Genomic DNA, 13,355 nt, shown 5'->3' with positions numbered 1-13,355 from the left:
AATCAGTTCTGTTTTTATTTTATATAGTCTACCTTATTTTTTCATGCTGCCCGTAGCCACGAACCGCTCATGGAAGGACAGGGCCTCTTCGAGGATATGCGGCGTGTTGGCATGATGGGTTGCTTCGGTTGCTCTCTCAAAGTAATCCAGCAGGATCGGACGATAGTCCGGATGGGCGCAGTTATTGATGATTTCGAGGGCACGCTCACGCGGAGCCTTGCCACGGAGATCGGCAATACCCTGTTCCGTGATGATGATATCCACATCATGTTCCGTATGGTCGATATGGGAGCACATCGGCACAACGGCGGAAATCTTGCCGTCTTTGGCAACAGACGGCGTGTAGAAGATGGTCAGGTAAGCATTGCGGGCAAAGTCACCGCTGCCACCGATACCATTCATCATTTTGGTACCCGTGATATGCGTGGAGTTTACATTGCCGTAGATATCCACTTCGATGGCCGTGTTCATGGCGATAACGCCGAGACGATGCACAACCTCCGGGCTGTTGGAAATCTCTTCCGGACGCAGCAGCAGGTATTTCTTATACTTAGCTACATCCTTATAGAAACGGGCCATGCCTTCCGGCGACGGGCTGAAGGCCGTACCAGAAGCAATCAGGAGCTTGCCGGCATCGATGAGGTCGAGCATGCCATCCTGGATGACTTCGGTGTAAACCGTCAGGTCCTTGAGGTCCGAATCCACGAAACCGGCCATAACAGCGTTGGCTACGTTGCCGACACCAGACTGCAGCGGCAGCAGGTTCTTCGGCATGCGGCCAGCTTCCACTTCCTTCTTGAGGAAGTCCAGCGTGAACTGGCTCATCTTGCGGGAATCATCGTCGATGGCCTTGAGTGGACGCGTATGGTCCGGGATATCGCAAGGTACGATGTATTTGATCTTGTCCGGCGTGCAGGGAATGTAAGAAGTACCTACACGGTCCGTTGCCTTGACGATAGGAATCGGCAAGCGGTTTGGCGGGTCCATCGGGATATACACATCGTGCATGCCCTCAAGTTCCAGCGGCTGGGAAGTATTGACTTCCACGATGACCGTATCGGCGCTCTGCACGTAGGAAGCAGCGTTGCCCAGGGAAGTCGTCGGTATGATATTGCCCTCTTCCGTAATGGCGCAGGCCTCTACCACGGCCACATCCACCTTGCCAAGATAGCCGCAACGGCTGAGCTGGGCTGATTCGGAAAGATGCAGGTCCAGATAATCTACAGAACCGTCGTTGATCTCATTGCGCAGGTCCTTATCCGTCTGGTAGGGTAAACGCTTCTTGATACCATGGACTTTGGCCAAAGCCTCATCCAGCTCCGGGCCTGTGGAAGCCCCCGTCCAGAGGTTGATGGTGAACGGTTCCTTCTTCATCCGTTCAGCCAGTGCCAGTGGAATAGCTTTCGGATATGCCGAAGCTGTGAAACCACTGGTTGCAACATTCATGCCTTCTTTGAAAAAAGCTGCTGCTTCTTCCGCCGTGACAATCTTGCTCTGCAACTCTTTGTTGCGCACGCGGTCGAGAATATCAATCATGAAAAATCCTCCCTCATCAGTGCCGACTCATTTTCGATTCCGGCAACAGATTTTAATAACATGGACCAATCGCCACCAATAAACCATAACTATGATTCCCTTTTTACCATCAATGATAACATCAGGTTATAGGTATTATGAATTATAATCATAGATTATCGTACTACTATGTAGTAATTATGTCCCACGACTTATGTTAGCACGAAAAGAAATCGCCGTCAAGATTGATTTGACGACGATTTCCTATTATTTATGAAAATTTATCTTTACTTCAGTGCTTCCTTCAATACGGCCATGTTCTTTTTCATCGTATCAATATAGGCATCAAGAGCACCTTCATCTGCTTCTCCCGTTACCACCGGATCAAGCTGGTAGATCGTTGCCCCGGTTTCCCGGGCAATGGTTTCGGCAGCTGCCGGCGAATACTGCGGCTCCGTAAAGAGCACCTTGGAAGACAGGCTGTTTACCTGTTTGATCGTATCTTCCAATTCCTGGGGCGTAGGCTCCGTGCCAGGTTCTCTTTCGATAACACTGACAATATTCAGCTTGAATTCCTTCGCCAGATACGGGAAAGCCTCATGGAACGTGACGATATCCTTATGCGACAGATCATCTAAGTTCTCATGCATTTCCTTTTTCAACGCCTCAAGCTTCATGCAGTAATCCAAGGCATTCTGGCGGTATTGCTCCTTATGCTGCGGATCAGCTTCGCACAGACCAGCTGTGATGGCCTTGACCTGCGCAATCGCATAGGTAACCGACAACCAGACATGTGGATTTTCTTCATCCCCATCCTTGAGCAGATTGATATCCTTGTAATTGGATGCCTCAATGGTCTTCATCTTCGGATTCTGCTTGGCAGCTTTATCCAAGAAACTCTCCATGCCCGCACCGTTGACCACGAACACGTCTGCACTCTCCAGCGTCTTCATATCTTCTGTGGTCAGCTGGTAATCATGCAAGCAGCCCGTCTGCGGCTTGGTCATATTGACCACCTTTACCCCTTCTACGCCCCTGGTGATGTTCAGTACATCAATGTACATGGGATAAAAAGATGTGACAATCGTAAATTCCTTCTTATCCTGCCCAGCCTGGCTGCCACAGCCAACCATTGCCAGACATAAAAAAACAACTGACAATATACTCATGAACTTCTTCAAACTAAGCACTCCTCTCTTTGAGAAATAAACTGTGAAATGAGAACAGGCCTCATTTTACATGTCTTTGCCTAATCTGTCAAGTTAATTGAGTAAGATTATCAGTTGTATATCTGTTCATATGTATTCAGCGCCGCTTCTTCTCTCGCTGCAGCCTCCGTTCATGGAGTTCTGCGCACTTCTCCACGATGAGGCGCACCACCCAGGAGGGCGGCCGGGAAGCATCCTTGTGAAACCACATCTCCACCGTGCGGCTGGGCGCTCCCAAAAGCTTTTCACAATCCCGGGGCGTGATGCCCCATAGGTCGCGCATCATCTTCATGGGTTCATCAGCGCAGGCTATGCGGTCAAGTTCCGCCGCTTTCTTCAGTTCTTCCACATCGACATTAAAACCAGTCTTACGCTGGAACCAATTGGGAATATCTTCACGGGTAACCTTAGGCATAGTGCGCCTCCTTTTGGTCAGGGCAGGATTGCTGCCAGCTTGTCCAATATGACCTTGGCTAATTCAGATTTTGCCATCAATGGGTATTTTTCGGTGCGGCCATCGCGGAAATAGAGCTGAACGCGGTTATTGTCCACGGCAAAGCCCGCATCCTTGGCTGAAACATCATTAGCCACGATAAAGTCCAGATTCTTTTTCGTCAGCTTCTTCTTGGCATACTCCTCCACATTACAGGTCTCCGCCGCAAAGCCCACGAGAACCTGTTGCTGCTTCTGCTGTCCCAATCCCCATAAGATATCCGGATTGCGCTCCAGATGCAACACCAGCTCATCATCGCTCTTCTTGATCTTTTCTGCCGCCACGGTCTTCGGACGATAATCGGCCACTGCCGCCGACATGATGACAGCATCAGCCTGGGCATATTCCGCCTCTACAGCGGCCTGCATCTCCCGGGCAGTCTGAATCCGTTTCATACGCACGCCTGCCGGGTTCGGCAAAGCGCTGGGGCCGGACACCAATAATACGTCTGCACCTTGTCGAGCAGCTTCGGCTGCGATAGCATAGCCCATCTTGCCCGTGGAATGATTGCCCAAAAAGCGCACAGGATCTAAGGGCTCAATGGTCCCGGCCGCCGTAATGATGATTTTCCGGCTCTTCAAAGGCTGCTCGCCAGTCATAAAGTCCATGACTTCCTGCACAATGGTTACAGGTTCCGGCAGCCGACCCTTGCCTTCAATGCCACAGGCCAGATGCCCGGCAGCCGGCTCAATCAGCTGCATGCCCCGCTGCCTGAGTTCGGACATATTCCGCTGGGTGATGGGGTTTTCATACATATTGGTATTCATAGCGGGGGCCAGCATCACTGGTGCCTTGGTTGCCAGAACTGTCGTGCTCAGCATATCATCGGCAATCCCCGCCGCAATCTTGGCCATGATATTGGCCGTAGCCGGAGCAATCAGCACAAGATCCGCCAGATTTGCCAGTGCGATATGTTCCACATTGAAATTGGCCACCTTGCCCCACATATCCACGGATACAGGCTGTCCTGTGATTTCCCGGAAGGTCAGCTCTGTGACAAACTGCGTGGCCTCTTTTGTCATGATCACATGGACTTCTGCCCCTGCTTTGCGGAGACGGGAGGCAATCTCCACCGCCTTATAAGCGGCAATGCCTCCCGTCACGCCCAAAACAATTTTCTTGCTCTCTAAGGCGCCCATCTTACAGGTCAGCCTTGGAAATCTTGTAGGCAATCTTGCCTTCTGCGATTTCTTCTAATGCATTGGTTACATCCTTGGTGGATTTCATCTCGATTTCCTTGAGTTCTTCGCCATCCACCAGCTGGCGTGCACGCTTGGAAGCGCATACGACCAGACCATAACGGCTGTCCACGCGGGACATCAATTTATCCGTAGACGGGTTCACCATGCTCATTTCCGGTTTGCTCATTACTTTCATTACTCTGCCAACTCCTCAAATATGTTCTGATTTTTATCTACACGGCAATGTTCAGCAGTGCGAATTGCCAAAATGCGGCTGACCGCGTTTTTGACCGTATCGTTGACTACCACATAACCGTATTTCTTGCCATCTTCGATTTCCTTGCGGGCCGAACCCATACGCTTTTTCAGGGATTCTTCCGTCTCCGAGCCGCGGCCACGAATACGGCGCTCCAGCTCAGCGATGGAAGGCGGCACCAGGAAGATAAAGAGCCCATCCGGGCACTTTTTCATGACATTGAGCGCCCCCTGGGTATCGATTTCGAGCAGGATATCTGCTCCCTCGCTCAGACGCTCCTCGATTTTAGCCAACGGGGTGCCGTAGTAATTGCCATATACATTGGCATATTCCAAGAAGCCGCCCTCTGCAATCTTCTTTTCAAAATCCGCCTTATCCATGAAATAGTAGTTCTTGCCATCTACCTCACCTGCACGCGGCTGACGCGTAGTAGCAGAAATGGAGTAAGCAAGATCCTGGGCCTGCGTCAGCAGCTCACTGCACACAGTTCCCTTGCCCGTTCCCGAAGGTCCGGAAACCACGATCAATAATCCTTTGTTCATTTATTCTTCGTCTTCTTTCTCTTTCTCCGTCTTTACATCTTCATCGTCATCCTCCACCCGATGTGCTACCGTTTCCGGCTGCACCGCAGAAAGAATGACATGGTCGCTGTCCATGATCAGGACAGCTCTTGTCCTGCGCCCATAAGTAGCGTCAATAAGCCGTTCCCCATCCCGGGCTTCCTGAATGATCCGCTTGATTGGTGCAGACTCAGGACTGACAATGGCCACAATGCGGTTGGCCGATACAATATTACCAAAGCCGATATTGATGAGTTTGATATCCATCAGTATCTCCCCTTTACTCGATATTTTGCACCTGCTCGCGAATCTTCTCGATCTCGCTCTTCATATCCACCACCAGCTGCGCGACGTCCTTGCTATTGGCCTTGGAGCCAATGGTGTTCGTTTCCCTGTTGAATTCCTGGATCAGGAAATCCAGTTTCCTGCCCACTGGCTCGTCTGCGGCCATGATCTGACGGAACTGGGCAATATGGCTTTCCAGCCGTACGACCTCTTCCGTGTAATTCACCCGGTCCGCAAAGAGCGCGGTCTCCTGAATCACTCGGGTTTCGTCAAAATCCTTGCCGGCCAAAGCATCTGCAAGCACTTCCTGCAGATGCTGGCGCCGTTCCGCCACGATGGACGGTGCCAGTTCGATAACCTGCTGACGCATAGTCTCCAATTTGGTCAGACGGTGCTCGAAATCCTGAGCGATATGTGCACCTTCACGCTGACGCATCGTATCAAAGGCCGCCAGCGCCTTTCCCATAGCTTCTTCCAGGACAGGCTGGAAGCCATCCAATTCCGTGGTCTGCTCTACCTGCAGGACATCTGGAAAACCGGCAAACAAAGCCGCACTATCCGGACGCGGAAGATGCAGGGTATCACTGAGTTCATTCAAAGCAGACTGATAAGCCAGCGCCAAGCCCTTATCTACCCGGATGGAGCTTTTGGACTCCCGCTTATCTGCATAGTTAATGAAGAGATCCACTTTTCCCCGGGCCGCAGTCTGACGAACCAGCTGTCGCAAGTTTTCTTCCCACTGTCCCAACTGCCGCGGCATATGGAAATTCAGCTCCAAAAAGCGCTGATTGACGGCTTTGATTTCCACCGTCACCTTGTAGTCATCTGTTTCCAGGACAGTTGCGCCAAACCCCGTCATACTTTTTAACATGACGCCGCCTCACAATCTGCCAGTTCACCGCTGAATACCAATTCTGCCGGCCCCGTCATGAAGACGTGATTGTTATCCGCCCAATGGATCAGCAGCTTGCCGCCATCCAATTCCACTTCGGCCTCGCGGTCCAGCTTGTCATTGAGGATACCAGCCACCACCGTAGCGCAGGAGCCCGTACCACAGGCCAGTGTCACAGCAGCACCGCGTTCCCAGACACGCATGCGTACATGCTTCCGGTCTTTGACCTCTACGAATTCCGTATTGGTCTTACGCGGGAACAGCTCATGCGTCTCAAACTTGTGTCCCAGCTCGTAAATGGGAAAATGCTCCGCATCATCTACGAAAATCACGCAGTGGGGATTGCCCATGGATACAGCCGTGAAGTGATATTCCTGATCCTCGACAGTCATGACCTGATTGATGACTTTCTGACCGTCAAACCCGACGACAGGAATCTCCTCACCCAAGAGATGCGGCTCACCCATATCCACCTTGACGCCCCTGACCTGACCATCTGCCAGCACAATCTCCGGAACAAGAATCCCTGCCCCGGTTTCCACCGTAAAGCTGGTCTTCTTCGTCAGACCAAAGTCATAGAGATAGCGGGCAAAGCAACGGATGCCATTGCCGCACATCTCGGCCTCACTGCCATCGGTATTGAAAATCCGCATGCGGAAATCCGCTTTATCAGAAGGAAGCACTACTAAAATCCCATCTGCCCCCACACCATAGTGACGGTCACAGACCTTGCGGGCTAAAGCTGCATAATCCTGAATATCTTCCTGCAAGCAATCAAGCAGCACGAAATCATTGCCGCAGCCTTGCCATTTCGTAAAATTCTTCATGAACACTATGCCTCCTACCTATTTCGATATCTTTATTATAATACCTGCATTTTCGTAAATTTTCAAGGTTTTTCTCGCAAATTCACACTTTCTCGAATCAATTGAGCAATTTTCACATTTCCGTACAATGGATCAGGAGGAGGCTATTACAAAACCTCCTCCTGATCACAACACCGATTCAACCATATAAACTTTAACCCGTCAGCTGCGGATTTTCGCCAATAACTCCGCCGTTTTATCCTGCAGCAAACAGCTGTCCTGCCTGGTCTCCACATTCAGCCGGATGACCGGCTCCGTATTGGACTGGCGCAGATTAAAGCGCCAATCAGCCAATTCTACGGTCAAGCCATCGATTTTCGTAACATGCCCCTGCGGACCATACTCTGCTTCCATCCTTGCCAATACTTCATCGGCATCCCTGACCTTGCTGTTGATTTCACCAGAGCAGGGATACTTATCCATACGTTCTTCCATCAATTCCGACAGCCTTTTACCATTCGCCTTGGACAGCAGTTCCAGTACCAGCAGCCAGGGAATCATGCCGCTGTCACAGTAGGAAAAATCACGGAAATAGTGATGCGCACTCATCTCGCCGCCATAGATAGCATTAACCTTGCGCATCTTTTCCTTGATAAAAGCATGACCGCTCTTGGAAATCACGGGGATGCCACCATTTTCTTCCACCAGTTCCTCGGTGTTCCAGGTCAGGCGCGGATCGTAGATAATCTTCTCGCCCGGCCGCTTCTGCAGGAAAGCCTGCGCGAGGAAACCTACCATATAATAGCCCTCGATGAAATTTCCCTGCTCGTCAAACATAAAGCAGCGGTCAAAGTCTCCATCCCAGGCTACGCCTACATCGGCACCGGATTCGCGCACAGCCTTGGCCGTAGCCTCACGATTCTCCGGTAGCAGCGGATTCGGTACGCCATTAGGGAAATTCCCATCCGGCTCGTGATGTACCTTTACCAGTTCAAAGGGCAAGTACTTTTCCATCACATCAAGGATTGGCCCTGCCGCACCATTGCCGGCATTGACCACTACCTTCAAGGGCTTCAACCGGGATACATCCACATAGGACAGGATATGCTTGACATAATCTTCAGTGATATCCAGCTTTTCCACTTTGCCAACATTATCAGCCATAGCCGGCAACTCACTCTCAGCTACCTTTGCCTCCAAATCCCGCAAGCCGTTATCTCCGGAAATCGGTCTGGCTGCCTGCCGCACAAACTTCATGCCATTGTATTCTTTCGGATTATGGCTGGCGGTAATCATAACACCACCGTCTAACTTCAGATAAGCCGTGGTAAAGTAAATCATCTCTGTGCCGCACTGGCCGATATCCAGCACATCACAGCCAGACTCCGTAAGGCCCTTAATTAAAGCCTCCTTCAGCGTGGTGCCAGACAAACGGATATCATTGCCGACAACCACTTTCTTCGCCCCGAACAGGCCAGTAAAAAATCTGCCAATGCGATAGGCAATATCTTCATTTATCGTTTCCGGATAAATTCCCCGGATATCATAGGCACCAAAGGCCTCTGTGCAATAACTCATTAGTTCATTCCTTACCTTGTCAACGCTCTGCCCGCATGGGATTATTCAAGAAATCCTCATAAGCCAGCTTAATGCCATCCTTTAACTCCGTCTTGTAGGTCCAGCCTAATTTTTCCACCTTGGACACATCAAGAAGCTTGCGGGGGGTGCCGTTGGGCTTGCTGGTATCCCAGGCTATTTCGCCTTCGTAGCCGATAACCTCTGCCACCAGTTCAGTAAGATCCTTAATGGTGAGTTCTTTCCCCGTACCTGCATTGACAGTTTCATCGCCACTGTAGTTGTTCATCAAGAACACGCAGAGATTGGCCAAATCATCTACATACAGGAATTCACGCAAAGGCGATCCATCCCCCCAGCAAGTTACTTTAGTCAAGCCCTGTTCCTTCGCTTCATGGAAGCGTCGGATAAGAGCCGGCAGTACATGGCTGTGAGTAGGATGGTAGTTATCATTCGGCCCATAAAGATTGGTGGGCATCACAGAGATGTAATCCGTGCCATACTGCTTATTCAGGAACTCGCAGTATTTCAAGCCAGATATCTTGGCTAAGGCATAAGCCTCATTGGTTTTCTCCAGTTCCGAAGTCAGCAGGCAGGTTTCCTTCATGGGCTGAGGAGCCAAACGGGGATAGATACAGCTAGACCCCAGGAACTCCAGCTTCTTGCAGCCATTTTGCCAAGCCGCATGGATCACATTCATCTCCAGCATCATATTGTCATACATAAAATCTGCTAAGGCTTCACTGTTGGCCACGATGCCGCCGACCTTTGCCGCTGCCAGGAATACATACTCTGGCTTTTCCTCGACAAAGAACGTATTTACAGCCACCTGGTCAATTAAATCCAATTCCTTATGCGTGCGGGTGATGATATTGGTATAACCCTGACGCTTCAGTTCCCGTACAATGGCTGAACCAACCATACCTCTGTGGCCTGCCACATAGATTTTTGCATTTTTTTCCATCATGATTTTTGCGCCTCTTCATTATTATAAACTGCCTTTTCAATCTCATTAATTATATATTCCGCACGTAGACTCGTAAGATTACTGTTTACAAACTCCCGTTGTATATGCCAATCATAATCTTCGCTTAAATATGCATCTACTAGATTTGCAAATTCGCTATAGCTACTTACATTTGGACACACATCACTTAATCGCAAATCTGTTGTTTCATCATTACTTGTATATCTACCAATCATGTGACAAAAAGACGCAGCGCTTTCATAAAAACGTGGCGTGACAAAATCAATATTACCAAAATCTGCAGTTCGAGAGTTATCAAAACCAGGCGTTGAAACTAAACTAATCTTGCTAGATTTTATCAAATCAAAATATTCATCACGACTATCAAACTTACCTATTATGCCTCTCGTGGTCGATATATAGGTCAATGTACCATTATCCGTTTGGTAAATATATTCAACATTAGGTCTTTCTTTGCAATATTTCAGCATATAATCATGTAGAACATTATTTTTTCGTCCAAATTGAATCACATCGATAGTTTTTTTAGGTACATCACTTTGAACATGTTTATCAGATATTGACAAAGGCATGTAACGAACATTCTTCACGCCATTACTTGATAAAATATTATATATATCCTTACATGTTACAAAAAAAACTGGCAATCCTTTAGTTACTCGTGTAATGTCATCTATCATATTAATTGGAAAGTCCAAAAATATAGGAATAATATTATTTGTAGGTAATATATGATATGAAGCAGCATTCATTATAAACATAATATAACATTCACAGCTCAAATTGAATTTGTATTCAGGCATCCATTTTTTGTAAAACTTTTTACATAATCGTCTAAAAAAACTATGAATCCTAGTTCCTATATCATTAGAATAATTGACAATCGGTATATTGGCTTTTTCCGCAATGATGTCTTCCCATTCATATACTACATGCCATGAAGGCCATTTTTGATATGCCCTTTCTGACAAAATTTTTAGTTTCATCTATCTATCAACTCCTCAGAAAGTCTCATAGCTAAATCTACCGTAACATCTGAATTATAATGTGAATGCTCCCCCCATCGTCCCAGACCATATACATCATGTTCTCTACACCAGGTTAATAATTTTTTCATTATCACAGGCTTTGTTATAGTGTTTAAAGGGTATGCATATTTATTTGTATACGAAAAATACTGGCTTTCATCTTTTTCATTTATACGTTCACAATTAGTTTCTGTCCAGTATCCTTTACTATTCGGAGCAAAATTATGTCTTACTAAGATACGATGATATGGTAATTTTAAATCTGGAAAATACACCCATTGAGAATCAGTATTTAATCTTTCAGGATAATACTTTGTTTGTATTGAACTATATTCTAATTCGTTAATACCATCCTTTATATCGTCTGGCATACCGGAAAGTTCGCTAAACTCCATCCAAGGGATAGTTGTAATAATAAAATCCGATTTATATACATTCCCCCCGCTCGTAGTAACTGTATGATTTTCAAAATTAATACTTTTTACTGTGCTATTATACTGAACCCTATCTTTTATCGCTTCTGCCATTCTTAACCATAATTCACCATACCCACTCTTTTTAGGATAATAGAATTGCGTATGACCAGGATCTTTACCATAAGCTTTTTTTGTTAAACACGATAGTAAGGTTTCCTCAAAACTAACATTAGGAAGTTTTTCCAACCAATAAGTACCTAATTTATTAAGATTCTTACCAAACATTTTTTTGTTGTAGGGAATCATATAATCGTCGGCTATCCTTTTTCCTAATTTCCAATAAATCCAATCTACAAAACGCGTTGGCATAGGTTCGTCAAGATTGCAGCCAGCAATAGCTATTGATTTTAGGTAATCCACTTGGTCTTCAAGCCTCATCTGCCATATATTAGCCTCTATTGGTTGGCCAATTACATTGCCATTGACATGTAATGTAGTCTTTCTACTAAAAAGGTTCCATTCATCCTCAGGCATAAATTGGAAAAGAAATTCATTCACATTTGGTCTTCTAACATCTAAAAAATGTCCTCCACCAATATCGAAAGGTGCACCATCTACATCCACAGAACGACATAACCCCCCCCCGTGGATTCTTTTTCTAAAACAATAAAATCATCGGTATGATTCTTTATCTTATTCGCAAAAGTCAATCCTGCTGGCCCTGCCCCCAAAATAAGGTATTTTACTTTATCCATAATTTATGCCTTTTACTCCCATTTGATCTTATCTGACTTCTTAATAGCTTCGCCCATCTGAACCTCAATAATAGTCATGCAGGTATCTGCCGTTATCTTATGTTTACACCCCGCAGGCAATTCAACAATGTCGCCAGCCTTAACCACCTGTTCCCTATCATCAAGTAGGACTTTCCCTTCACCACTAACAACATTCCAAATTTCATTGCGAAGTGTATGGCTATGATAATTCATACCGTGCCCTGCATTTAATGTAACCTTGATGGTCAGGCTGTCAGCTTCCACATCAATAATCTGGAAGCTGCCCCAAGATTTTTCGGCAAAACGCACCGGCTGGGTGAGATTCTCAACATAGGGCTTGATATGACTGGACGCATCTTTATCAGCTACCAAAATTCCCTCAGGGCTTGCCGCAACGACTAGGTTTTTCGCCCCCATCACGAGGATAGGCACATCCATTTCATTGACCACATGGGTATCAACACAATTATCATCCATGGTCACGTCACCAATAGATGGCGCATGCATGATTTCCGTCAGTGTATTCCAGGTGCCCAAATCTTTCCATTCGCCGGCATAACGCAGAACGCCAATGCTCTGTTCCTTCTCCACCACGGCATAGTCAAAGCTGATTTTAGTCAGATTGCCGTAATTCGCGTATAAATCCTCATAGCCCTTGAAATCCAGGAGTTCATGGGCTTTTTCCAGCACATAACCCAGGCGGTATGCAAAGACACCGCTGTTCCAAAGAGCACCCTTTTCGATATACTCTGCCGCTTTAGCTTCCGTAGGTTTCTCCTTAAACGAAGCCACCTTGCTAATTTCATCCTTGGAGGTCGGCATAATATAACCATATTTTTCGCTCGCATAAGTTGGTTCAATGCCCATCAGCATCAAATCAGCCGTGCCCTTAGCAGCAAGTTCCGTCAGATGCGCGACTGCCTTGTAATAATCCGTGGACACATAGGGGTCAACCGGGCAGACCGCCACTGCTTCATCCAGCCCCACACCTTTTACATCATGCAGATAGGCACTGACAAGCACAATAGCCGGAAACGTATCCCGACGGCAGGGTTCCACGGAAATATCCACCTGATCGCCCAGCTGATTTTTCAGCGTGGACACCTGAGACTTTGAAGTCGCCACCGTGATATCCGCTTGTCTATCAACCTTACGAATCTGCCGGAAAACCCGCTGGGCCATAGAGATATACGCCCCATCCACCTGGGGAAACAACGGAATAAACTGCTTCGAGCGAATGTCATTCGATAGCGGCCACAGACGTTTGCCAGAACCACCGGATAATAACACGATATGCAAAGAATCACTCCTATACATAAATATAAAGAATTTGACCAGGTATATACTTTGATATATACTTATATCAAAGAGGTGAT

15 protein-coding genes are annotated in these 13,355 nt (G+C 47.3%); all 15 read right to left on the bottom strand.

The window, feature by feature from the left end; all coding sequences use genetic code 11:
• Positions 1–33 precede the first annotated feature (33 nt).
• The 15 genes from BLQ59_RS02805 to BLQ59_RS02740 all read right to left on the bottom strand — a co-directional run bounded on the left by BLQ59_RS02805 (position 34) and on the right by BLQ59_RS02740 (position 13,278).
• The gene (locus BLQ59_RS02805) at positions 34–1,536 is read right to left on the bottom strand and encodes an acetyl-CoA hydrolase/transferase family protein (protein ID WP_074571411.1); all 1,503 of its coding nucleotides are present in this window, start codon (positions 1,534–1,536) and stop codon (positions 34–36) included.
• A 266-nt stretch (positions 1,537–1,802) separates the two neighbouring features.
• Positions 1,803–2,705, bottom strand: a complete 903-nt coding sequence (locus BLQ59_RS02800; protein WP_074571410.1) for a metal ABC transporter substrate-binding protein — start codon at positions 2,703–2,705, stop codon at positions 1,803–1,805.
• A 115-nt stretch (positions 2,706–2,820) separates the two neighbouring features.
• Complete coding sequence (locus BLQ59_RS02795; protein ID WP_074571409.1) at positions 2,821–3,138, bottom strand: hypothetical protein; 318 nt, start codon at positions 3,136–3,138, stop codon at positions 2,821–2,823.
• A gap of 17 nt (positions 3,139–3,155) precedes the next feature.
• The gene (gene coaBC, locus BLQ59_RS02790) at positions 3,156–4,355 is read right to left on the bottom strand and encodes a bifunctional phosphopantothenoylcysteine decarboxylase/phosphopantothenate--cysteine ligase CoaBC (protein WP_074571408.1); all 1,200 of its coding nucleotides are present in this window, start codon (positions 4,353–4,355) and stop codon (positions 3,156–3,158) included.
• Between the two features lies 1 nt (position 4,356).
• The gene (gene rpoZ, locus BLQ59_RS02785; protein WP_173437244.1) at positions 4,357–4,593 is read right to left on the bottom strand and encodes a DNA-directed RNA polymerase subunit omega; all 237 of its coding nucleotides are present in this window, start codon (positions 4,591–4,593) and stop codon (positions 4,357–4,359) included.
• Positions 4,593–5,195, bottom strand: coding sequence for a guanylate kinase (gene gmk / locus BLQ59_RS02780; protein WP_074571407.1), 603 nt, complete (start codon positions 5,193–5,195; stop codon positions 4,593–4,595). Before gmk ends, rpoZ begins: the two co-directional genes overlap by 1 nt.
• Positions 5,196–5,480, bottom strand: a complete 285-nt coding sequence (gene remA / locus BLQ59_RS02775; protein WP_074571406.1) for an extracellular matrix/biofilm regulator RemA — start codon at positions 5,478–5,480, stop codon at positions 5,196–5,198.
• Positions 5,481–5,493: 13 nt separating this feature from the next.
• On the bottom strand, positions 5,494–6,369 hold the full coding sequence (locus tag BLQ59_RS02770; protein ID WP_074571405.1) for a YicC/YloC family endoribonuclease: 876 nt from the start codon (positions 6,367–6,369) through the stop codon (positions 5,494–5,496).
• On the bottom strand, positions 6,363–7,217 hold the full coding sequence (dapF, locus tag BLQ59_RS02765; protein ID WP_074571404.1) for a diaminopimelate epimerase: 855 nt from the start codon (positions 7,215–7,217) through the stop codon (positions 6,363–6,365). The genes BLQ59_RS02770 and dapF overlap by 7 nt, the downstream gene beginning before the upstream one ends.
• A gap of 201 nt (positions 7,218–7,418) precedes the next feature.
• Entirely contained in the window at positions 7,419–8,774 is a 1,356-nt protein-coding gene (locus tag BLQ59_RS02760) for a phosphohexomutase domain-containing protein (protein WP_074571403.1), read from the bottom strand.
• Between the two features lie 19 nt (positions 8,775–8,793).
• Positions 8,794–9,738, bottom strand: a complete 945-nt coding sequence (locus BLQ59_RS02755) for a GDP-L-fucose synthase family protein (protein ID WP_074571402.1) — start codon at positions 9,736–9,738, stop codon at positions 8,794–8,796.
• Positions 9,735–10,745 carry a hypothetical protein gene (locus BLQ59_RS02750; protein WP_074571401.1) on the bottom strand — a complete coding sequence of 337 codons (1,011 nt, stop codon included), beginning with the start codon at positions 10,743–10,745 and terminating at the stop codon, positions 9,735–9,737. The genes BLQ59_RS02755 and BLQ59_RS02750 overlap by 4 nt, the downstream gene beginning before the upstream one ends.
• Positions 10,742–11,827: an FAD-dependent oxidoreductase gene (locus tag BLQ59_RS02745; RefSeq protein WP_218122861.1), complete on the bottom strand. Its 1,086-nt coding sequence runs from the start codon at positions 11,825–11,827 to the stop codon at positions 10,742–10,744. Before BLQ59_RS02745 ends, BLQ59_RS02750 begins: the two co-directional genes overlap by 4 nt.
• A complete protein-coding gene (locus tag BLQ59_RS16130; protein WP_218122860.1) occupies positions 11,818–11,958 on the bottom strand; it encodes an NAD(P)-binding protein in 141 nt (46 codons plus the stop codon). Before BLQ59_RS16130 ends, BLQ59_RS02745 begins: the two co-directional genes overlap by 10 nt.
• 12 nt (positions 11,959–11,970) lie before the next feature.
• Positions 11,971–13,278, bottom strand: a complete 1,308-nt coding sequence (locus tag BLQ59_RS02740; RefSeq protein WP_074571399.1) for a sugar phosphate nucleotidyltransferase — start codon at positions 13,276–13,278, stop codon at positions 11,971–11,973.
• Between the last annotated feature and the right edge of the window lie 77 nt (positions 13,279–13,355).

It is taken from the genome of Pseudoselenomonas ruminantium, assembly GCF_900104055.1.
GTDB lineage: Bacteria > Bacillota > Negativicutes > Selenomonadales > Selenomonadaceae > Selenomonas_A > Selenomonas_A ruminantium_C.
The sequence above is the reverse complement of the archived record's forward strand: the minus strand, read 5'-3'. Positions and strand labels throughout refer to the sequence as shown.